This is a genomic window from Catenulispora sp. GP43, from assembly GCF_041260665.1.
Taxonomy (GTDB): domain Bacteria; phylum Actinomycetota; class Actinomycetes; order Streptomycetales; family Catenulisporaceae; genus Catenulispora.
This window is the reverse complement of sequence record NZ_JBGCCT010000010.1, coordinates 190303-211073: the sequence shown is the minus strand read 5'-3', so window position 1 is coordinate 211073 and position 20771 is coordinate 190303. Positions and strand designations below refer to the sequence as shown.

Sequence of the window (20771 nt, the reverse complement as noted above, 5' to 3'; positions counted from 1 at the left end):
CGGTGCCTGCGCCGTTCTCCGGCAGCCAACTGATCGCGTTCGACTACTACGACGAAGACGCTGCAAGCGCCGTCGCGATCGTCAACGCAACGACCGGCCAGGTGCTCTCGACGTTTTCTGAATTTCAGCTTCCGGCCACCTCGAACGGTATCTGGTGGGACGAGTCCCGGCTCCTTGTGATCGATGAGGACGTGGAACCGGATTACTCGCCGCTTCAGGTCCTGGACCTCCGCTCCGGCGAGCTGGACCGGTTACCGAACGCCGATGTCGATCAGGGCCTTGATTGCGCGACCATGGGCGGTTGGCTGTTCTGGACGCCCCGGGAAGCCGATGGCGCGACCACCATCTCCAGAAGTCGGCCGGACGGTTCCATGCTCGCTGCGGTCGCCACGGCTCACCCCGGGATGACGATTCGGCGCATCGAGTTCGCGCCGAACCTTGTCGCCCGGCGTTTTCAAAGCTGAGTCGACCCGGCATTGATTTGGACGAGGCAGCTGAAGAAGGGAGCCCGCAACGAGCTGCGCCGCTGGACCTGACCTGTGGGGTACCTGTGGCGCACCCGGGGCGATTCTGCCGGCTGCGTGCCGAAGCTCAACCATGCGGATCGGGAATTTCCGTTTGGAGCACCAGCGTGCCTTGGCGCTTCTAGCAGCTGCCGCACTTGACCTTTGGTCGATGAGGCCAGGGCTACCGCATAGAAAGTGCAGGTCACAGCGTCATCTTGGGCGCGCAGGCGGCCCTCGGCCGGCCAAGCGTCGGCACCGTAGCGCGACTGCCGGCCCCCAACTGGCCCCCGAAACATATCAAGGGCCTCGATCCGATCCCTCGGATTGAGGCCCTGACCTGCGACGTTAAGGATCGTGCATGCCGCGTGGCTCCCGAACGGCCCCCAAACGGCGGGTCTGCGTGCGATCAGATCCTGCTCGCATCTGACCCGTTCAGGTGAGGCGGGGCTGTCTGACCGGCAGACGTACCGCTATGAGGCGAGGATTTTGGCCTTCTCGGCCGCGAACTCCTCCTCGGTGAGCAGCCCCTCATCCTTGAGCTGGCCCAACGCCTTGATCTTCGCGACCTGGTCATCGATCGACATGGCCGGACTCGGTGCCGGCTCCTGCGCCTGGTCTTGCGTCTGCGCCGCGGCCTGCTGCTGCGCTGCGGCGGCCTGCTCCCGCTCGGCGCCTCTCCGGCGCACGCCGCCGGACACCGCGGTGGCAGTGCCTGCGACGACCGCAGTCCGCCCCACCGTGCGGATCAGTCCTGGACGCCCCATACGTCGTGGCATGGCCTTCTCCTAATCTGTCTCCAAGGCCTGGAACGCCTCCAGGACCACGTCCCGCGGAATCCGGTCGAGGGCGACGACGCGGCCGTTCGACTCCCGCACCGCGGCGCCCAGGCGGGACGCCCACGCGTTCTCCCAGACCACCACCATGGCCGAGGACTCCGGCTCCAGGGCATCGGAGATCGACGCCAGGTCGTCGTCGCTGAGCAGGTCGAACTGCGACTTCGTGATGCGCTCGAACGCCGCGGCGACGGCGGAGTCCTCGGCCTCGACGACCGCCACCTTCCCGTCGCTGTCCTTGAACACGAAGGTCAGGTCGATGATCCGGACCGTTCCGTTGTCCTGCAGTTCCGCGATCGCCGGAGCGACGTCGCCGTTGAACTGGTTCCCGTCGAAGGCGATCACCGCTACATCGACCGGGCCTATCGAGTCCGCGAACGCTGCTTTCGGCATGTGCTGACCTCCTGCCACAGGAATCCTGTATCCATCACCACACGCGTGGCACCCACGCGCAACTCGCACGGTTCATCACGCTCGGGCTGTTCAACCGTGACTCTGCCCTCGATTTCGGCGGTGCGCTGGGCGGCGAAATCGGAGAGGGCGATGCGGTCCCCGGTACAGGCGTGCGCGGGCCAGGGTCCATCCGCATGGCTCGCCGTACGCGGCCATGCCTCGAGGGCGCATGTCCTCGATGACGGCGCTGCCCTTCCAGTCCGCGAGCTGACGGATGTAGGAGTCCCGCTGTACTCCGTCCAGACCCTCGACCTGGCCCCAGCCAAGCAAGCAGCGTGTGCCCGCGCTGCCGACCCCACGACCGCCTCGCGGGCCACGTCCACGATCTCGAACGCGTCCAGGGCGGCTCGCCGGTCCGGTCCGAGGGCACGGCGGTAGCGGGCGAGAATCCACCGCGGTTCCGACTTCCTCACCTCCCGGCGCGCCCGTATCACGCCGGAGCAGGCCGGGCTGAAGGTCTCACCGCTGGCCGGTGTCCGCCGGGTCCCGGGGCTGCGCCGCGAGGAGGTGGCGCAGCTGGCCGGCGTGAGCGTCCCGTACTACACCCGGCTGGAGTGCGGCGACGCGCGCGGAGCCGCGGATCTCGGTGCGTCGGTCCATACCTCGACACTACGACCGGACGCCGTACCTCCGCGGTGTCGAGGGGGACCCTGACGAGGTCATCGAGTCACGGTTCCGAGAACCGGCCGTACGCAGTGGAGTCGACCCGAGTAACCGCAGGTCAAACCTCTGCGCCAACGCAGCAGTATGTTGCGTCTGATGCGATTAAGGCCGATGCGGGCGGGGGTGTCAGCTGGCTGCGTTGTGAGTCTGTTCAGGGTGCGGCCCGGTCAGGGGTGTGCTGGTCCAGCTGGCGAGGATGGCGAGGGCCTCGGCGGAGGGTGAGGCGGGTTCGGGGGTCAGGATGACGAGGGTCTGGTCGGGGTCGCCTTCGACGGCCAGGACCACGTAGTCGAGGGTGAGGTCGCCGACGAGCGGATGGTGCAGGCGTTTGGTGCCGGTGGTGTGGGCCAGGACATCGTGGCCGGCCCATAGGCGGCGGAATGCGTCGCTGTGTACGGACAGCTCGCCGATCAGCTCGGTGAGTTGGGCGTCGTCGGGGTGGCGTCCGGCGTACAGGCGCAGGTTGGCCACGCAGTCGCCGGCGGCTCGTTCCCAGTCGGCGTACAGGTCGCGCGCGGCCGGGTCGAGGAAGACGTAGCGGGCGAAGTTGCGTTCGCGGTGGGGCCGGGCTTGGAAGTCGGTGAACACCGCCGAGGCGAGCCGGTTGGCGGCCAGGACGTCCATGCGTCGCCCCTGGATGAGCGCCGGGACGGTGAGTGCGTCCAGAGCCTGGTACACAACCGGGCGAACCCGCTGGGGGCTGAGCGGCGGACGTCGACGGGCCCCGGTGGCGGAGGGCTGGGCGAGGTCGAACAGGTGGTCGCGTTCGGTGTCGTCCAGTTGCAGGGCGCGGGCGACGGCGTCCAGGACGGATTCGGAGACGCCTTGGGTGCGGCCGCGCTCCAGGCGGATGTAGTAGTCGACGCTGACCCCGGCGAGCTGGGCGACTTCCTCGCGGCGCAGCCCCGGAACCCGGCGGACACCCGCGTACGGGGCGAGGCCGGCTTGTTCGGGGGTGATCCGGGCCCGGCGGGTGCGGAGGAACTCGCGGATCTCGGCGCTGCGGTCCATGCCTCCACCGTACGGCGGACTCCATCGGGCCGGTGACCTGGAAAGGGGTACTGGCAGACCCCCGGAACGACGGTGCCTGGTACGGCGGTCCAGGCGGGGTCGGCCGGTGGTTGGCTGGATAGCGGGATCACTGCACCGCATTGATCATGGCGCTGGTCGGCTCACCTGGTGTGACGCCCGCCGGCTGCCCCGCCCGACGTCCCCCAGACCGAGGAATACCCATGTCATCAAAACTGACCGGCACGGTCGCGCTCGTCACCGGCGCGAGCAGCGGCATCGGCGCCGCCACCGCCCGCCGGCTCGCCGAGCACGGCGCCGCGGTCGCGCTGGTGGCCCGCCGCAAGGACCGTCTGGACGACCTCGCCGCCGAGATCGAGAAGGCCGGCGGCACCGCGCTGGCGGTGGAAGCCGACATCACCGACCGTTCCCAGGCCGAGGCGGCAGTCCAGCAGACCGTCGACCGGTTCGGACGCCTGGACATCCTGGTCAACAACGCCGGCCTGATGCTGCTGGGCCCGGTCGTCGGCGCGGATGCCGAGGACTGGGACCGCATGATCGCCGTCAACGTCCAAGGCCTGCTGTCCACCACCCGAGCCGCCCTGCCGCACCTGCTGCACGCCGCCGATGACGGTCCGCGCCGGGCCGCCGACATCGTCAACATCAGCTCGATCGCCGGCCGCGTGGCCTGGGGCGGCTACGGCGTCTACAACCTCACCAAGTTCGGCGTGAACGGATTCACCGAGTCGCTGCGCCAGGAAGTCACCAAGCGGCACGTGCGAGTCGGTGTCCTGGAGCCTGGTGGCGTGGACACCGAACTGGGCTCGCACAACACCTCCGAGGTCCGCGACGCGATGATCGACCCCTTCTACGCCCAGACCGAGGTCCTCGCCCCCGAAGACGTCGCCGACGGCGTCGCCTACATGGTCACCCGGCCCCGGCACGCCGCGGTCAGCGAACTGTGGATCATGCCCACCGACCAGGCCTGACACCAACACCAAGGAGCACATCATGAGCAAGGTCATCTTCATCACCGGTGCGGGTCGCGGTCTGGGCACGCACATCGCTCGCGAAGCCCTCGCGGCCGGCCATCAGGTCGTCGCCACCGGGCGCCGCCCCGAGGAGGTCGAGAAGACCCTGGGCGGGCCGGCCGACAACCTGCTGGTCACCAAGCTGGATGTCACCAGCCTGGACGACGCGTACGCGGCGGCGCAGGCCGCCGTCGACCGGTTCGGCCGCATCGACGTCCTGATCAACAACGCCGGGAACTTCTTCGCCGGCTACTTCGAGGAGATCACCCCGGAGCAGATGCGCCAGCAGTTCGAGACCAACCTGTTCGGCCCGATGAACGTCACCCGTTCCGTCCTGCCGATCATGCGCGGGCAGCGCGCCGGGCACGTCATCACCCTGTCCTCCTCTGCCGGCCTGATCGGCCAGGAGTTCTGCGTCGCCTACGCCGCCTCCAAGTTCGCCGTCGAGGGCTGGATGGAATCGCTGCGCTACGACGTGGAGCCCTACAACATCCACACCACGGTCGTGGAGCCCGGCTTCTTCCGCACCGAGCTGCTGGTCGACGCCTCCACCACCTGGCCCGAGCCGACCATCGCCGACTACGCCGAGCGCACTACCGCCACCATCGCCGCGTGGAAGAACATGAGCGGTCAGCAGCCCGGCGACCCCGCCAAGCTCGCCCGCGCCCTGCTGACCATCGCCGACCAGAAGCAGCCGCCGCTGCGCTTCGTCGCAGGCGCCGACGCCATCGAAGGCGTCAAGGCCAAGGCCAACGAACTGCTGGCCCAAGCCGAGGCCTCCCGCGAACTGGGCGGCAGCCTGGTCCACGACGACACCAAAGGCTGAGGCGTCGGTATCACCCATCCCAAGGAAGATCCGCATACGCTCGACGAGCACGTGAGCTGAAATGCTACGGAGGTTCCGCATGTTAGCGTCCTGGTACGAACGACAGGGGCCGGCAGCCGACGTGCTCCACGTCGGCGAACTGCCCGACCCGCAGCCTGGCCCCGGCGAGGTCCGCGTCCGCGTGACCGTGTCGGGTGTGAACCCCGGTGACACCAAGAAGCGGCGCGGCTGGCTCGGCTCATCGATGCCCTACCCCCGGGTGATCCCGCACAGCGACGCGGCCGGCGTCATCGACGCCGTCGGCGACGGAGTCGACAAACGCCGCATCGGACAGCGGGTATGGGTGTACGGCGCCCAGTCCTACCGGCCGTTCGGCACCGCAGCCCAGTACACCGTCGTACCCGAGGACCTGGCGGTGCCGCTGCCGGACCACCTGAGCGACGAACTCGGGGCGAGCCTGGGTATCCCCGGGATCACCGCCCACCGCACCGTGTTCAGCGACGGCCCGGTCGACGGCAAGCTCGTGCTGGTCCACGGTGTGCTCGGCGGGGTCGGTTCGCTGGCCGCCCAACTCGCCCGGTGGGGCGGCGCCACGGTTATCGGCACCGTGCGGCACAGCGAGGACCTGGACCGTGTGGACCTGGCGGTGGTGTCCCACGCCGTCGCCCTTGACCAGGACGACCCGGCCGTAGCGATCCGCGCGCATGCGCCGCAGGGCGTGGACCGCATCATCGAGGTGTCCCTGTCCGACAACGCCGACCTGGACACCGCGGTCGTCGCGAACGACGCGGTGATCGCCGCCTACGCGACCCGCGCCGACCGGACCGAACTTCCCTTCTGGCCCCTGCTGTTCGCCAACGTGACCCTGCGCCTGCTCGGCAGCGACGACTTCCCTGTGGAGGCGAAACGCCAGGCCGCCCGAGACCTCACCGCCGCGGCTGCCATCGGCGCCCTCACCGTCGATGTCGGTGACCACTATCCGCTCGAGGAGATCGCCGAGGCCCACGACCGCGTCGACGCCGGCGGCCGAGGCCGAGTCCTGGTCACGATCCCCGAGTAGCCGCCGAGGCGGGTGTGGATGGGTTTTGTGACCAGCGAGTGCCCGACCAGCACGGTGGTGCAGAAATCACCTCACGTGGTGCCGGCGGGACCTGGCATCGGCTGGCTAGGCGATGCGGTCGCCGGTTCCGTGCAGCAGCTCCGCGGCGGTCGCCGAGCCGTTGGCGACGTCCCGGGCCACGTCGGACAGTCGCAGGTTGTGGTCGCGGGCATAGCCGCGCAGCAGCGTGAAGGCTTCGTCGACGCTGATGTGGCGGCGTTCGGCCAGCACGCCCTTGGCCTGTTCGATCGTGACGCGGCTGTTCAGGGCGCTCTGCAGCTGGGCGGCCAGCAGTTCGGCCTGGTGGATGCCACGCTGGGACAGGATCCCCATGGTCGCCACGTCGGCAAGGGCTTGGCCGACGCGCACGTCGTCGTCGGTCAGTGTCCGGCTGTCGGCGGCGAACAGGTTCAACGCGCCGATGACGGTCTCGCGCAGGCGCAGCGGCAGGGCGTGGACGGCGACGAATCCGGAGGCTCGGGCGGCTTCGGCGAAGCGGGGCCAGCGTGCGGCGTTGGTGGTGAGGTCGGCGTTGACCACGGGTGTGCCGGTGCGGCAGCTGTCGATGCAGGGCCCGGCGTCGGATTGCAGCTCGAACAGCTCCAGCAGCCGGGCGTTCTCGGTGGAGGCCGCGGCGGCGTGCAGGTTGCCGCGCTGGTCGATGAGCATGATGCCGGCGGCATCGACGTCCAGAAGCTGTACGCACCGTTCGGCGAGCACGTGCAGGAAGTCGATGACGTCGAAGTCGTCGACCAGGGTGTCAGCCACCTCGACGAACGTCTCGACGAGCTGTCGTTCACGAGTCACGGGCATACCTCCACCGTAGACCTGTTTCCAGGGCCGCCGAACCCGACCGTGCCGGTGACTTTCACCTGTCCTCCTCGTCGAAGCGCAGGCGGCGGGCCACCACGTCGGCGGCGACCTCGGCCAGGAGCAGATCCCGCCCGAAGGCGAAGGCCCGCAGCCGAGCCAGGGCCTCGGCCAGACCCACTCCGAGCTGGACGCTGACCATGCCTGTGGCCTGGTGGACCTCCGCGCGGTAGGTTGCCGGGGCCGCCCACCCCGGACCCGGCTGGCCGTCCAGGCCGGCGCCGAGGCCGGTGCCTTCCGCGGATTGGCTGTGCAGCACGGTGAGCGTTACGGCGTCGGCCAGTGCCAGGGCGTCGGTGACCTGACCGGGGCTCAACGGCCCGGCCGTGGCGCGGTGGGCGGTGAGCGTGCCGAGGTCGATCGCGCCGATCCGCAGCGGGAACGCGAAGACCGCGTTCACGCCCAGGTCCAGAGCCGGGCCGGTGAACGCCGGCCAGCGGTGCGCCGCCACGGCCACCTCGGCCACCAGTACTGGAGTCCCCGTGGTCACGGCCTCCAGGGAGGGGCCCTCTCCGAGGGTGAACTGCAGGTCCTCCAGCGCCGCGCTGACCGCCTGAGCGCCGAACGCCAGCACCGGACCTCCGGCCCCGGTGCCCACCACGGCGCACAGGCCGTCGACTCCGAGCGCGGTCGAGGCCGCCGCGCAAGCCGTCATCGACAACCCGCCGCCGGCACCGTTCGGTGCCGAAGCACGGTCCAGCAACGCCAGGACCATCGCCATCCGATCGCTGACCACGCCGACACCGCCTTCCCTGTGAGCTGTGCGATTCTCCGTCGCCGGTCACTGCCCACGGTAGTCCCCGCCCGCCGGGCCGTGCCGGACCCCGCGCCGGGTCAGCGGTGCAGGCCGCGCCGACGCGATCCAGGTGGAGCGATGACGTCCATGGGAACTCCGATGCGGAAGGAATCGCCCCTCAGCTGCGCGGTCACGGGCTTCGGTTCCCGTCGGGCGGCGCTCGGAGTGTTCCCAAGCGCGGCCCGTACATGGCAAACCCCGAACCGTCGCAGCAGATCCGCGATTGCCGTGGATGCTGACGCCGCCGGGGTCCGGGGTGACACTGTCAGCCTACTGGTCCCACGACGACCCCGCCACGTTCCGGCCATTGGGTAGCAAGGAGAACATGACGACAACGGCGGGCCACTCCGAGAGGGAGCCCGTGCCCGCCGAGCCGCCGGAGGGGCCGCTGCCCTCGCGGTTGCGCGGGGCGTGGAGCGCTCTGGGCCCGGGGTTGGTGACCGGGGCCTCGGACGACGACCCGTCGGGAATAGCCACCTACGCTCAGGCCGGAGCCAAGTTCGGGTTCGGGCTGCTGTGGACCGCGCTGATCACGCTGCCGCTGATGATGGCGATCCAGGAGATCTGCGACCGGATGGCGCTGGCCACCGGCAAAACCCTGGGTGAGCTGGCCCGAGCACACTTCAGCCGCTGGGCCCGAGCCTGCATCGCGGCCCTGGTGGTCGGCCTGGTGATCGCCAACGCCTTGAACGTCACCGCCGACCTGGTCGCGATCGGCTCCGGCATGCACCTGCTGCACGCCGGCCCCGCCTCGCTGTGGGCGCTGATCGCCGGAGCATCGATCACCGCGCTGATACCGCTCGGCGGATTCAGCAGCATCCAGCGGGTGTTCAAGGTGCTGTGCCTTTCCCTGCTCGCCTACCTCCTGGTCCTGTTCGTGGCTCACGTGCCCTGGAAGACCGTCGGCGCCGACGCCGTCATCCCGCACGTCACCTTCTTCAAGGACTACCTCGCGCTGCTGGTCGAGGTGCTGGGCACCACCATCTCCCCGTACCTGTTCTTCTGGCAGACCGCCAACCGCGTGGAGGAGATGCGCGCCGAGGACGCCGGCGGCGACGAGCCGATGATCCTGTCCCGCCGCACCACCGCCGGCGCCAAACGCAAGACCGGCAACAGCCGCTTCGACGTCTTCGCCGGCATGGCCTTCTCGAACCTGATCATGTTCGCCATCATCACCGCCACCGCCACCGCCGTGGGCGCGCACGGCGGCAAGGACATCACCAGCGCCGCCGGGGCCGCCGAAGCCCTCAAACCGGTGGCCGGCGGCATGGCCCCGGCCGTGTTCGCGCTGGGGTTCATCGGCTCGGGGATGCTGGCCATCCCGGTCCTGGCCGGCGCCGGCTCGGTTGCCCTGGCCGGGCTGCTGGGCCGGCCCTGGGGCCTGTCGCTGTCGGTCCGCAAGGCCCCGTTCTTCTACGTCCTGCTGGCTGTCGGCACTGTCGGAGGCACCGCTCTGACCCTCACCTCGATCGACCCGATCACCTTGCTGGTGCTCTCCGCCACCGTCAACGGCATCGCCGCCGCTCCGTTTCTGATCGTCGTGATGATCATCGCCCGGAACCGGGAACTGATGGGCGCCAGCCGCAACCAAGGCCTGGCCGCCGCTCTTGGCTGGACCACCGTCGCCCTCATGAGCGCCGCTGCCATCGCCATGCTCGCCCTGCTTACAGGGCTCTGACACAGAACAGCGGGGCGGTGAAGCCGGCGAAGAACAGCCAGCCGATCAAAAGGAGATCGGGCCGCTGACCGACGACGGCCCTGCCGTTCGCATCCCGCCAGAACCGCATCCGGGAGATCGTCGGTAGTGGTTGCTGCTGTGTTCAGGACAGGGGTGCCTCGGCTGCGAGGCTGATGAGGGATAGATAGGCGGGGTAACTCAGCAGGCTGGAGTCGTAGACGGTGATCAGGCGGTTGATCCTGCCGACGGCGTCGAGCCCGATGGCGGTGTGGCCGCGACGCCCCGGCACGACGGCCGGTGACGTCGACCACTCGTAGCCGCCGCCTTGGCGGCTGCCCTCGGTGTGGAGCAGCGCGGCGCCCGGGCCGTAGGGCAGATATCGGAGTGCCCGCGTGTAGTAGCGCTGGACCTGGGCCTGTCCGCGGATTCGAGTGTGCGCGGCCATGTCTTCATGGACGACGTCGACGGACATCAGAGCGGCGGCTGCGGCGGCGTCGCCGGCTGCGAAAGCGGATTGGAGCCGGGTGGCGGCGTGCACGACGGCGGGGTCGGCGTTCTGCTCGGAATCGTTGAAGTCGGCCGGGTAGGCGCTGGCGTCGGGGCTGGGGAACAGGGAACTGCGACGGTCCCAGTAGTCGACCCAGCGGGTGATCTTCCGGTCGCGGTCGAAGGTGACCGAGGACAGGGCGCGGATCTCCTGGCCGAAGAACCCGGGGGAGTCCACGAACTCGACCGTCGCGCTGTCCGTGTCGCCGACGATGGTCAGCGGGTAGGCGATCGCGTCGGCCGGTGCGCTCGTGAAGATCGAGGTGAACTCGGTGTTGATCGTTTGCCAGCCGGACATGACCACGCCCAGGCAGGCGTCGCTGTAAGAGGTGTTCGTTCTTGAGAAGTGGGCCATGAACGCGGCGGTGTCGTGTTCGCTTTTGGCGGTGAAGATGCGGTGGAAGAGCGCTGCGACCTCCGGGGTGCAGCGTGAGGTGTCCGTGACATCGGGCGGATAGGGCGGTGGCTTGCGTGATTCGCCGGGTGCCGAGGTCGTCGTGGCGTTCGCCGCCCGGGCGCCGAGGATACCGGCGGCGCTCAGGCCCGTGGCCGTCCCGGCTGCCGCTCCGGCGCGGAGCATCGTCCGCCTTGTGGGCTCCTGCTTGTTGGCGTGCTGCATCGGTGATGCCTTCTTCTGCTGGTTGAGGAAACGGTTCAGCCTGTACCCGACCGGTGTCTGACTTAAAGGCTTAACTGACTTTAGCCCTGCTTCACTTCACGCTGCAAGTCATTCCAGGGTCGGATCACTTCAACTGTTAACCTGTGCAGGTGAACGCCCCGCCCGAGCCGCGCTGGCTCGACCCTGATGAGAGGCAGGCGTGGCTGGCCCTGGCCGGCGTCCTGAACCGGCTGTCGGCCGCGCTCGACGCCCAGCTGCGCCGAGACGCCGGGATCTCCCACTTCGAGTACCAGGTGCTGGCTCTGCTGTCAGAGGCGCCTGATCGCACCCGGCGGATGAGTACGTTGGCGGCGCAGGCCGAGGGCTCGCTTCCACGGCTGTCTCAAGTGGTCGCGCGCATGGAGCAGCGCGGCTGGGTGCGCCGCACCCCCGATCCGGCGGATGGCCGTTACACGCTGGCGATCATGACCGACGACGGCTGGACGAAGGTCGTGGAGGCCGCGCCCGGCCATATCGAGGAGGTGCGCCGGCTGGTGTTCGACCCACTGACGAAGCCGCAGACGCGCCAGCTGCGCGACATCGGCGGCCGCATCACGCGCGCCATCGACCGAGACGGCCACGTCCCCGATGATCAGCCGCCGACGGCCGCGGGGCCCGCACAGCCGCGCTGACGGCCGTGGTCCGGCGCCGGCGCTGTCAGGACTCGGCGATCATCTCGGCGTGAGCGGCGAGATCACCGGCCATCTTCTGCATGTGCACCGAGGAAAGGGGCGCATTCATCAACCAGTCCTCAGCGGGCCGAGTAGACGCCGGGCCTGTGAGGTGATCTCAGTGACCACCGCGTGACGATCCTGTGTCGTGCTGCGTGAGCTTCAGGTCGCCCGTCATCGGGCGTTCCGGTCGGCGACGATCGCGTCGATCTCGACCGCCGCGGAGAGCGGCAGCGCCGCGACGCCGATCGCGGTGCGGGCCGGATAGGGCTCGGCGAACGCTTTACGGTAGGCATCGTTCATCGCGGCGTAGTCGTCCATGTCGGTCAGGTAGACACCGACGCGCACGACGTCGGCCAGTGTCCGGCCGGAAGCCTTCAGTACCGCCTCGAGGTTGGCCACCGCCTGCTCGAACTGGGCCGCGACGCCACCGGGGCGCAGCGCGCCGGTGGCCGGGTCCACGCCGACCTGGCCGCTGACGAATATGAAGCCGCCGTGCGGGACTGCCGGGGTGAAGGGCAGGGAGGCGATGGACGCCGGAGCAGAGGACGCTGCCGACGGTGCGGACGGTGCCGGTCTGGTCGCCAGGTGCGGCGGCAGGGCGTCGGCATACTGTGCCTTCCCCTCGCCGAACGAGAAGTCCTCGGCCCGAACCTCGTTCAGACAGACCAGCACGTCCTCCCGCCGCACGCCGACCTCGGCAAGCTGGTCGGCGATCGCCGCGTACAGCGTCTTCTTCAACTGCACGCTCCGCCCCGCGACCAGGGTGACCTCGACCAGCACCACGTTCTCGGAGCGGTCGACGCCGAGGAATGACCGGTCCGCTGACAGGTGGCCGGGCTCATGCTCGATGAGCACCTGGAAGCGGTCGGCCTCGGGGATGCCGAGCGCCTCGACCAGCGCGCGGTGAACCGCCTCACCGGCCTGCTCGACGAAGCCCGCCGGGCTTTTGGGCGCATCGATGCGAACGATAGGCACAGAGATCTCCTTCGAGGATGAACGTCTGGCCAGTGTCAGATCTTGGGGACTGGAGATCACAGAGCCAATCGGTAAGCGGTGGCCCCGGTGCATCACGATCCTCACTGCGACGGTTGCAGCAGCCTCGTCAGGGTGCTGAGCATCAGCTCGCGCGCTCTTTCTGGCGAGACCGCCGGGTCCCCGATCGCGGTGGGCAGTCCGATACCGTCCAGAAGCGACAGGATCACGATCGCGTCAGCCTCCGGATCCCCGCCGGCGAACGCGCCGGTGTCCAACCCGGCACGGATCGCGTCGCTGATCAGGGTGCGCCAGGCTTCGTAGTCGCGCAGCACGTCCTGGCGCATCTCCTCGTCGCGCATCCCGTAGCGCCACGATTCGATCCACACCCGGCCGCTTTCCGGCGCCTCCGGCCGCACGCCCTGCAGCACGGTGTCGATGATCCGCACCAGCCGGTCCCAGGGGTCCGGGACCTGCGCGAGTTCGTCGTGCAGGAACGCGGTCTCGGTCTCGGAAGCGTGTCTGAACGCGGCGATCAGCAGGTCCTCGCGGGAGCCGAAGTAGTACTGCAGGGTGCTGACCGGCACTCCGCTGGCCGCCGACACGTCCTGGAAGCGGGTGCCCTCGGCGCCTCGCTCGGCCAGGACCCGGACCGCGGCTTGCAGGACCTCGGTCTTGCGGCGGCCGGCCCGGCGGCCCGCGCGGTGGGTCGGCGGCGTGGTCATGCAAGGAGTCTATAGATCTCCGGTGAGGCCGCCCGGGCTCCGGCGCCGCGGGCGGCCTCGCGCCTGTCATCCCAGCTCGGTGGCCGTCGGACGACGCTGGCGGAAGTATCCGGGGTACCGCAGCCGCGCGGCGAGCATCAGCAGCAGCCCGAGAACCAGCGCTCCCGCGCCGATCAGGAAGATCCCGCCGATTCCGGCGAAGTGTGTGTCGCGCTGCTGGAGGCGGGCAGGTAGGACTTGATCGACAGGATGAACGCGCCGAACAGGGCCAAGCTGCCGAGCAGCGGCAGCACGCCCTTGGCCAGCAGATCACGGCGGCTGCGCCGCAGGTCCTTGCGGAAGACCCAGACGCAGGCCAGGCCGGTCAGCCCGTAGTAGAAGGCGATCAGCAGTCCGGTCGCGGAGGCCGAATCGGCCAGGATGTTGCTGGAGACCATGGCCAGGAGCACGTAGAACACCGCGGAGACCACGCCCATCGTGATGGTCGCCACGCCGGGCGTGAGGTATCGCGGATGGACGCGGGCCAGGCGTGCGGGCAGGGCGCCGTGCGCGGCCATCGACAGGACGGCCCGTGCGGTCGGCATGATCGTGGTCTGGGTCGAGGCGGCGGTGGAGGACAGCACGCACAGGATCATGATCTTGCCGAACGTGCTCCCGAACACCGAGTCGGCCATCGCGCCCAGGACGTCGCCGCTGTTCTTGGCCAGGAAATCCGGGCCGGCGTAGGCGAGGGTCGCGACCGCCACCACGAAGAAGATCGCGACCAGCATGAGCGTCGAGGTGACGGCCGAGCGGCCCGGGATGCGCTCGGCGTCCTCGGTCTCCTCGTTGACGCTCACCGCGGCGTCCCAGCCCCAGTAGACGAAGACGGCCAGCAGGAACGCGTTCGAGACGTCGGTGAAGCTGCCGCTGAAGGGGTTCAGCCAGGACGCGGAGAGGTGCCCGTGGCCGGCCATCGCATGCCCCGTGCCGGCTTTGACGAACGCGACCACGCACAACGCGGCCAGGCCCGCGATCTCGATGCCGAGCAACACCAGTTGGAGCCGGGCCGAGATCTCGATGCCCCGGAAGCAGACGTAGGTCAGCGCCGCGATGAAGACGACGCCCACGACGACCACCGGCGCGGTCTGCGTGGCCAGGCCGTCCGCGCCGACCAGCAGAAGCGCGTAGCGCCCGACGACCTGGGCCAGGCTGGCCATCACGATGATGTCCGCGGCGATGATGCCCCAGCCGCCCATCCACCCGGCGGCGGGCCCGAAGGCACGGCGGACCCAGACGAAGGTGATGCCGCAGTCCGGGTCGATCCTGTTCAGCTCGCGGAAGGCGACGGCGATGAACAGCATCGGGATGAAGGCGACGATGAACATCGCGGGAGTGTGGGTGCCGCTGATCGCCACGATCAGGCCCAGCGTCGCGGCGATGCTGTAGGCGGGGGCGGTGGAGGACACCGCGATGACGATGCTCGACAGCAGGCCGAGGGCGCCTGCGCGCAGGCCCTTGTCGAGGGTGGCGGACGCGGGCCGATCGGGTGCGGGGCGACCTGCCGGACTGGCCGCGGCGTGTCCTGCCGGACTGGCCGCGGTGGGTCCCGGCGCGGGCGGGTCGTCGGGCTCGGCGTGGGGCGCTGTGGTCATCTGCTGGTCTCCTGCATCTGCCGGTCTCCTGACGACTCGACGGCGTGACGGCGTGACGCCCGGCACATCCGGGCTGGTGCCCGGAACTGTAACCACATACCGTATGGCTGTACAGGTTTCCGATACGGAAGATTCTCTGCGGCTAGGAGCACCATGGCCAGATACGGCGCGATGTTCGGACCGGACATCACCTTCCTCGGCGTCGACCGCTGCGACCTGGGGGATCCGGGGTCGATGGCGGGCGCGGACATCGTCATCGTCGGCGCCCCCTTCGACGGCGGCACCACCCACCGGCCCGGCACCCGCTTCGGCCCGCAGGCCATCCGCCAGGCCTGCTACCTGCCCCACGACGGCTCGCGGCCCAGCCTCGCGCTGCGCGTGGACGGCCTGCGCGACCTGCGCGTCGTGGACGCCGGCGACGTGGAGATGTACGCCGGCGACATCGAGGCCTCGATCGCGGCGATCGAGACCGCGGTCCACACCATCGCCGCCTCCGGCGCGATCCCGGTGGTGCTCGGCGGGGACCACACCGTCGCGCTGCCGAACGCCACCGGCGTGGCCCGGCACCACGGCTTCGGCCGGGTCTCGATGATCCACTTCGACGCCCACGCGGACACCGGCGACATCGAGTTCGGCCACCTGCACGGCCACGGGCAGCCGATGCGCCGGCTCATCGAGTCCGGCGCCATCCGCGGTGACCGGTTCCTGCAGGTGGGGCTGCGCGGCTACTGGCCGGAGCCGGAGACGCTGTCATGGATGGCGGGGCAGCGGATGCGGTCGTACGAGATGACGGAGATCGTCGCCCGCGGGCTGCCGGAGTGCCTGACCGAGGCCTTCGCCATCGCGACCGACGACTGCGACGGCGTCTACCTCTCGGTCGACATCGACGTCGCAGACCCCGGACACGCCCCGGGGACCGGCACCCCGGAGCCCGGCGGGCTGTCCGGCCGAGCCCTGCTCGACGCGGTGCGGCGGATCTGTTACGAGCTGCCGGTGCTGGGCCTGGAGATCGTGGAGGTGTCGCCGCCGTACGACCACGCCGACATCACCGCGGCCCTCGGCAACCGGGTGGTGCTGGAGGCGCTGTCGGCGATCGCCCGCCGCCGCGCCGACGCGGCCGGCGGGACGCAGTGGGATCCCATGCAGCCGCTCCTTGACGGACGATGAGACGAGGGCCCCGGCTCTGCCTCCAGGCAGGCCGGAGCCCAAGGGTGTTCAAGTGATCCCGGTGGGGACGTCCACACCGGCCCGCGTCACGATGGATCGGCGTTGTCGGCCGATCGGCTCAGGCCGCGGCCACGGCGCGTCGCGGCGCCTTGGCGCGTGATGCCGGATTGGCCTGCGCGTTGCGCCCCTTGTAGGTGGAGCGGCTGCGCGGCTTGCGACCCGCACCGGTGGAACCGCCGGCGTACCGCGGGCGTTCGATCACCGGGTTGGGGATCGTGACCGGGATGCCGGTGGGGACGCGGGCTCCGGTGATGCCGGCGAGTTCGGCGTCGCCGGGGAGGACCCGGGCGGTGTGCGGGGTGATGCCGGCGGTCGCCATCAGGCGGGTCATGGTGCGGCGCTGGTTGGGCAGGACCAGGGTGACCACGGTCCCCGACTCGCCGGCGCGGGCGGTGCGGCCGCCGCGGTGCAGGTAGTCCTTGTGGTCGGTGGGCGGGTCGATGTTGACGACCAGGTCCAGGCCGTCGACGTGGATGCCGCGGGCGGCGACGTTGGTCGCGATCAGCGCCGTGACCTGGCCGTTGCGGAACTGGTCCAGGGTGCGGTTGCGCTGGGGCTGGGACTTGCCGCCGTGCAGCGCCGCCGCCTTCACCCCGTTGGCCAGCAGGTCGCGCACGAGGCGGTCGGCGCCGTGGCGGGTGTCGGTGAACATGATCACCCCGCCTTCGCGGGAGGCGATGTGCGCCACGACCGCGCTCTTGTCGTCGGTCTGCACGTGCAGCAGGTGGTGCTCCATCGTGCTGACCGTGGCGGTCGACGGGTCGACCGAGTGTGTGACCGGGTCGCTCAGGAACCGGCGGACCAGGCGGTCGACGTTGCGGTCCAGCGTCGCGGAGAACAGCATCGTCTGCCCGCCCGGCGCGACCTGGTCCAGGAGCTCGGTGACCTGGGGCAGGAAGCCCATGTCGGCCATCTGGTCGGCCTCGTCCAGGACGGTGATCGCGACCTGGTCCAGGTGGCAGTCGCCGCGCTCGATCAGGTCCTTCAGACGCCCCGGGGTGGCCACGACGATCTCCGCGCCGCCCCGCAGGGCGTTCGCCTGACGGCCGATCGACATCCCGCCGACGACCGTCGCCATCCGCAGCCGGACGGCCTTGGCGTAGGGCGTCAGCGCCTCGGTGACCTGCTGGGCCAGCTCTCGGGTCGGGACCAGGACTAGGGCCAGCGGCTGGCGGGGCTCGGCGCGGCGTCCGGCGGTGCGGGCCAGCACGGCCAGGCCGAAGGCGATGGTCTTGCCCGAGCCGGTACGGCCCCGGCCGAGGACGTCGCGGCCGGCCAGCGCACTGGGCAGGGTCGAGGCCTGGATCGGGAACGGAGTGGTGACGCCCTGGCCGGCCAGGGTGGCCAGCAGCGCGGCCGGCATGTCGAGCTCGCTGAACTCCGCGACGGCCGGGAGCACCGGCGTGGCGCTCACCGGAAGCGCGAACTCGCTGTTCGCGGGCGAGCCCTGACGGCCGACCGGAGCACCGGATCGGCGGCCGGAGCCAGAGCGGTGTCCGGATCCGGCGGGACCGGACGAGCGCGGGCCCGAGCCGCCGCGCTGGGTGGAGCCGCGCTCGGAGGTGCGGGTGGAGCTGCGCTCGAAGGCGCGGGTGGAACGAGTCATGGGAGGACCTTCCTCATAGGGCGCGTATCGAGGAAGGCTCCGCACCGCGACAGAACCGCGGGGAGACCACACGAACGAGCCGGAAAACGGGGGCGTGGACGGTGGAACCGTTCTGCACGTCACCTATGGACGGCGAGACCCGAACGCGACGCTGGGCGTCTTGCGAGGGTCAGTCGCCGGTGATGGAGCCGGGGCCCCGATGCGCGGGGCCGGATGAAGATCGGATGGAGACGCTGATGTTCGAGAAGTGGGCGAACACGTCAGGTCCGCCGCCGTCCTGCTCGATGAAATATGCGTCTCCTTGATGGGACCAGAACCGGGACCCGTGCTTCGCGTGTCCCGCACCGCCGTGATGATGACCAGCCCGGAGCCTGCCGGGCAACAAAAACGCGCCTGTCGGTGAAACCAGCAGGCGCACAGATGTTCATGGGAGCCATTACCGCAACACATAGGAGTCTAGCAGGTTGGACCCAGCCGCTCCGCGAGTTCGCGGGCCCGTGGGTCGCCCTGGGCCTCGAACATGGGCAGCGCGCGGGCCCAAGCCGCTCGGGCCGCGGGTTCGTCGCCGTTGGCCGACAGGGCCTGGCCGATGGACGACAGGGTGCTGGCGACGGATTCCCGGTGTGCTTCGGCCTCGAACTGCTCAAGGGCCTCGCGCAGGCAGACGAGTGCTTCAGGGTATCTCTGGGCTCTGAGGTGGAGCTGGCCGCGTACCTCGGTCACCAGCACGCCGTGGAACTGGCCTCCGGCCTCCGCCGCCAGCACAGCAGTCTCGTCCAGCTCTTCGGCCGCGCTCGTGAACCGGCCCTGGACGACGTGGGCTCCGGCCGTGCACAGCAGGATGCCGCGGCGGAGCCGCCGGCTCATGGTGCTCGGTTCGTGCTCGGCCTCGTGTCGGTCGAGCTCTTCGGTCCCCTCCGCCAGGTAGGTGAGCGCCGCCGCGGCCGATTCGCGGTTCTTCTCCGTGATGCCCAGGTTGAGCAGGGCCTGTGTGGCGAGCACGTGGGCTCGTCGAGCCAGGCCCACGCCTCCTCCAGGGTACGGAAGGACACTGCGGTCCGCGCCTGAGCGGCGAAGTCCTCAGCCGCCTGGAGCTCCCCACCCGACCGCCGGGCTTCGTCCCCGAAGACCTGGACTCGTTGTTGGCGGCGAGGTCATCCGTCCGCGACTTCCGCGAGGAACCAGTCGGATTGGACACGCTCACAATGGTGCTCGACCGTACCCGGGACCTCTATAGGAGGACATGGCCTGAGCCCGGAGGCGACGTCATCACAGTCTGCGTCGCCACGATCTCCACCGACCGTGAACTGATCGCGGATCTTCAGCGGACGTTCACCACGGCACCCGTCCTTCTCCTGGTCGCGGGCCAGACGGGCCGGCTTCGGGACGAGCGGACAACAGGGGCATACGGCGGCCTTCTGATGCGCGCCGCCTCGTGGGGATACGCGGCATGGCTGGCGGCCTTGGACGAGGGCCTGTCGGCGTCGTGCTTCGGCCGTGCCCACCGAGCGGCCACCCAGGTCCTCCGAGACCACGACCAGAACCTGCGGCATCTCTTCACGGTCGCACTCGGCTATCCGACGAGGACCGCGCCCCCACCTTGAAATACCAGGACTCTGGTTCGTCCGCCGTCCCTCACCCCTCGACGAGCCCGAGTTCCACCGCGAGCCGCACCAGGTCGGCCTTGTTGCCGAGCTTGCGCTTCAGGCGGATCCGCTTCATGTGCGTGTCCACCGTCGACTCCTTGATGGCCAGGCGGCGCGCGATCTGGCGGTGGGTGAGTCCGGCGGCGATACCGGCCAGGACGTCGCGTTCCTGGCCGGACACCGACATCATCAGGACGTGCCGATGCCGATGCCGATGCCGATGCCGATGCCGATGCCGATGCCGGCATCGGCACCTGCGGCACCTCCGGCACCGGCCCGGGCGTCACCGAAGCGCTCGGTCGGCCGATCAGCGACCCGACCACCAGCCCGCACTCACCGAGCGCGAGCTCCGCCCCCACCACCCGGCCGTCGACGACCAGCGGCCCCCGCCCGGCGCCGAGCGCTTCAGCGAGGTCTGCGACGGTGGCGTCCGGCCGGCCGACCACGGCGGTGAGGTCGCGCTCGGCGCGACCGTCGTCGAACACGAACTCCAAACCGCAAATGGTTTCAGCGACGGGGCGGGATGCGCCGTCCGCGGTTTGTGGGACGGAGTCGCCGCGATCGTCACACGGCGGTGCGGCCGGCGTCGGCGGCGATCGTGGCACCGGTGATGTATGCGGCCCGGTCGGAGGCAAGGAACAGGACCACCTCGGCGATCTCGCGCGGGGCGGCCACGCGGCCGAGAAGGGTGGTCTTCCCGACCTGGGCCGCTCCGTCCTCGCCCATGGTGGACAGGACCATGTCGGTGCGGGTGGGTCCGGGAGCGACGGTGTTGACCCGGACGCCCGCCGGGCTGAATTCCGCCGCCCAGGTGCGCGTCAGCGATTCCAGCGCGGCCTTGGTCGCGCTGTACACGGACAGTCCCGGCATGCCGATCCGGGTCGCCATGGTGCTGATGTTGACGATGCTGCCCGCGCCCTTGGCGATCATGGCGGGGACGAGTGCCGCGGTCAGGAAGTACGGCGCCCGGATGTTCGTGGCCAGGGTGGAGTCGAACGAGGCCACGTCCTGGTCGGTGGTGGGTGCGCCGGGGAACACCGCCGCGTTGTTGACGAGGATGTCGACGTCTCCTGCCGCCTCGGCCAGGCCCCGAAGAGAGTCCAGGTCTGTCAGGTCGGCCGCGATGAAGCGAGCGCGCCCGCCCTGCTCGGTGATGGATTGGACGGTTCGGGCACCGCGTTCGGCGTCGCGCCCGGAGACGACGACCGAGGCTCCGGCCGAAGCCAGCAGCAGAGCCGTCTCCCGGCCGATACCGCCTGTGGATCCGGTGACCAGCGCGGTTTTGCCGGTGAGTTCCACGTGTTCCATGGGTGCTGCCTT

Annotated in this window: 22 protein-coding genes and 1 pseudogene; 9 read left to right on the top strand and 14 right to left on the bottom strand. The window is 70.0% G+C overall.

Features of this window, described 5'->3' with window-relative positions:
- The first annotated feature begins 2 nt into the window (after nucleotides 1-2).
- Nucleotides 3-464 (top strand): hypothetical protein, encoded by a 462-nt coding sequence (locus ABH926_RS22135; RefSeq protein WP_370367607.1) that lies wholly within the window; start codon nucleotides 3-5, stop codon nucleotides 462-464.
- A 512-nt stretch (nucleotides 465-976) separates the two neighbouring features.
- Here the strand turns inward: ABH926_RS22135 and ABH926_RS22130 are convergent.
- The 3 genes from ABH926_RS22130 to ABH926_RS22120 all read right to left on the bottom strand — a co-directional run bounded on the left by ABH926_RS22130 (nucleotide 977) and on the right by ABH926_RS22120 (nucleotide 2185).
- Nucleotides 977-1282 carry an SHOCT domain-containing protein gene (locus ABH926_RS22130; RefSeq protein WP_370362375.1) on the bottom strand — a complete coding sequence of 102 codons (306 nt, stop codon included), beginning with the start codon at nucleotides 1280-1282 and terminating at the stop codon, nucleotides 977-979.
- 9 nt (nucleotides 1283-1291) lie between these two features.
- Nucleotides 1292-1732 carry a DUF6325 family protein gene (locus ABH926_RS22125; RefSeq protein WP_370367606.1) on the bottom strand — a complete coding sequence of 147 codons (441 nt, stop codon included), beginning with the start codon at nucleotides 1730-1732 and terminating at the stop codon, nucleotides 1292-1294.
- A 90-nt stretch (nucleotides 1733-1822) separates the two neighbouring features.
- Entirely contained in the window at nucleotides 1823-2185 is a 363-nt protein-coding gene (locus tag ABH926_RS22120; protein WP_370367605.1) for a DUF2252 family protein, read from the bottom strand.
- Here ABH926_RS22120 and ABH926_RS22115 point away from each other — a divergent pair.
- Nucleotides 2180-2374, top strand: a pseudogene (locus ABH926_RS22115) (hypothetical protein); the annotation flags it as partial. The gene ABH926_RS22120 and the pseudogene ABH926_RS22115 sit on opposite strands and share 6 nt — an antisense overlap.
- 207 nt (nucleotides 2375-2581) lie before the next feature.
- Here the strand turns inward: ABH926_RS22115 and ABH926_RS22110 are convergent.
- Nucleotides 2582-3466, bottom strand: coding sequence for a helix-turn-helix transcriptional regulator (locus ABH926_RS22110; RefSeq protein WP_370367604.1), 885 nt, complete (start codon nucleotides 3464-3466; stop codon nucleotides 2582-2584).
- Nucleotides 3467-3687: 221 nt separating this feature from the next.
- Here ABH926_RS22110 and ABH926_RS22105 point away from each other — a divergent pair, with 221 nt between their 5' ends.
- The 3 genes from ABH926_RS22105 to ABH926_RS22095 all read left to right on the top strand — a co-directional run bounded on the left by ABH926_RS22105 (nucleotide 3688) and on the right by ABH926_RS22095 (nucleotide 6380).
- Entirely contained in the window at nucleotides 3688-4452 is a 765-nt protein-coding gene (locus ABH926_RS22105; RefSeq protein ID WP_370367603.1) for an SDR family NAD(P)-dependent oxidoreductase, read from the top strand.
- Nucleotides 4453-4474: 22 nt separating this feature from the next.
- Nucleotides 4475-5320, top strand: a complete 846-nt coding sequence (locus tag ABH926_RS22100; RefSeq protein ID WP_370367602.1) for an SDR family oxidoreductase — start codon at nucleotides 4475-4477, stop codon at nucleotides 5318-5320.
- Between the two features lie 79 nt (nucleotides 5321-5399).
- The gene (locus tag ABH926_RS22095; protein WP_370367601.1) at nucleotides 5400-6380 is read left to right on the top strand and encodes an NADPH:quinone reductase; all 981 of its coding nucleotides are present in this window, start codon (nucleotides 5400-5402) and stop codon (nucleotides 6378-6380) included.
- Nucleotides 6381-6485: 105 nt separating this feature from the next.
- On the opposite strand, the gene ABH926_RS22090 is transcribed toward ABH926_RS22095, so the two are convergent.
- A complete protein-coding gene (locus ABH926_RS22090) occupies nucleotides 6486-7232 on the bottom strand; it encodes a GAF and ANTAR domain-containing protein (RefSeq protein ID WP_370367600.1) in 747 nt (248 codons plus the stop codon).
- Nucleotides 7233-7287: 55 nt separating this feature from the next.
- Nucleotides 7288-8025 carry an ANTAR domain-containing protein gene (locus ABH926_RS22085; protein ID WP_370367599.1) on the bottom strand — a complete coding sequence of 246 codons (738 nt, stop codon included), beginning with the start codon at nucleotides 8023-8025 and terminating at the stop codon, nucleotides 7288-7290.
- A 385-nt stretch (nucleotides 8026-8410) separates the two neighbouring features.
- Here ABH926_RS22085 and ABH926_RS22080 point away from each other — a divergent pair, with 385 nt between their 5' ends.
- The gene (locus tag ABH926_RS22080; RefSeq protein WP_370367598.1) at nucleotides 8411-9763 is read left to right on the top strand and encodes an Nramp family divalent metal transporter; all 1353 of its coding nucleotides are present in this window, start codon (nucleotides 8411-8413) and stop codon (nucleotides 9761-9763) included.
- 142 nt (nucleotides 9764-9905) lie between these two features.
- Here the strand turns inward: ABH926_RS22080 and ABH926_RS22075 are convergent, their stop codons facing one another.
- Nucleotides 9906-10928 (bottom strand): hypothetical protein, encoded by a 1023-nt coding sequence (locus tag ABH926_RS22075; protein ID WP_370367597.1) that lies wholly within the window; start codon nucleotides 10926-10928, stop codon nucleotides 9906-9908.
- A gap of 149 nt (nucleotides 10929-11077) precedes the next feature.
- Between ABH926_RS22075 and ABH926_RS22070 the strand changes: the two genes are divergently transcribed.
- Nucleotides 11078-11599: a MarR family winged helix-turn-helix transcriptional regulator gene (locus ABH926_RS22070; RefSeq protein ID WP_370367596.1), complete on the top strand. Its 522-nt coding sequence runs from the start codon at nucleotides 11078-11080 to the stop codon at nucleotides 11597-11599.
- Between the two features lie 213 nt (nucleotides 11600-11812).
- On the opposite strand, the gene ABH926_RS22065 is transcribed toward ABH926_RS22070, so the two are convergent.
- From ABH926_RS22065 to ABH926_RS22055, 3 genes are all read right to left on the bottom strand, one after another.
- The gene (locus ABH926_RS22065) at nucleotides 11813-12616 is read right to left on the bottom strand and encodes a Rid family detoxifying hydrolase (RefSeq protein WP_370367595.1); all 804 of its coding nucleotides are present in this window, start codon (nucleotides 12614-12616) and stop codon (nucleotides 11813-11815) included.
- Between the two features lie 101 nt (nucleotides 12617-12717).
- The gene (locus ABH926_RS22060) at nucleotides 12718-13338 is read right to left on the bottom strand and encodes a TetR/AcrR family transcriptional regulator (RefSeq protein WP_370367594.1); all 621 of its coding nucleotides are present in this window, start codon (nucleotides 13336-13338) and stop codon (nucleotides 12718-12720) included.
- Between the two features lie 173 nt (nucleotides 13339-13511).
- Nucleotides 13512-14972, bottom strand: a complete 1461-nt coding sequence (locus tag ABH926_RS22055; RefSeq protein WP_370367593.1) for an APC family permease — start codon at nucleotides 14970-14972, stop codon at nucleotides 13512-13514.
- A gap of 153 nt (nucleotides 14973-15125) precedes the next feature.
- Between ABH926_RS22055 and speB the strand changes: the two genes are divergently transcribed.
- Nucleotides 15126-16139: an agmatinase gene (gene speB / locus ABH926_RS22050; protein ID WP_370367592.1), complete on the top strand. Its 1014-nt coding sequence runs from the start codon at nucleotides 15126-15128 to the stop codon at nucleotides 16137-16139.
- A 118-nt stretch (nucleotides 16140-16257) separates the two neighbouring features.
- Here speB and ABH926_RS22045 read toward each other — a convergent pair whose 3' ends face one another.
- Both ABH926_RS22045 and ABH926_RS22040 read right to left on the bottom strand, forming a co-directional pair.
- Entirely contained in the window at nucleotides 16258-17805 is a 1548-nt protein-coding gene (locus ABH926_RS22045) for a DEAD/DEAH box helicase (protein ID WP_370367591.1), read from the bottom strand.
- 456 nt (nucleotides 17806-18261) lie between these two features.
- Nucleotides 18262-18807, bottom strand: coding sequence for a tetratricopeptide repeat protein (locus tag ABH926_RS22040; protein WP_370367590.1), 546 nt, complete (start codon nucleotides 18805-18807; stop codon nucleotides 18262-18264).
- 188 nt (nucleotides 18808-18995) lie between these two features.
- Here ABH926_RS22040 and ABH926_RS22035 point away from each other — a divergent pair, with 188 nt between their 5' ends.
- Nucleotides 18996-19409 (top strand): hypothetical protein, encoded by a 414-nt coding sequence (locus ABH926_RS22035; protein WP_370367589.1) that lies wholly within the window; start codon nucleotides 18996-18998, stop codon nucleotides 19407-19409.
- A gap of 31 nt (nucleotides 19410-19440) precedes the next feature.
- Here ABH926_RS22035 and ABH926_RS22030 read toward each other — a convergent pair whose 3' ends face one another.
- Together ABH926_RS22030 and ABH926_RS22025 are read right to left on the bottom strand one after the other, a co-directional pair.
- Nucleotides 19441-19632 carry a response regulator transcription factor gene (locus ABH926_RS22030; protein ID WP_370367588.1) on the bottom strand — a complete coding sequence of 64 codons (192 nt, stop codon included), beginning with the start codon at nucleotides 19630-19632 and terminating at the stop codon, nucleotides 19441-19443.
- A 383-nt stretch (nucleotides 19633-20015) separates the two neighbouring features.
- Nucleotides 20016-20750: an SDR family NAD(P)-dependent oxidoreductase gene (locus ABH926_RS22025; protein WP_370367733.1), complete on the bottom strand. Its 735-nt coding sequence runs from the start codon at nucleotides 20748-20750 to the stop codon at nucleotides 20016-20018.
- Between the last annotated feature and the right edge of the window lie 21 nt (nucleotides 20751-20771).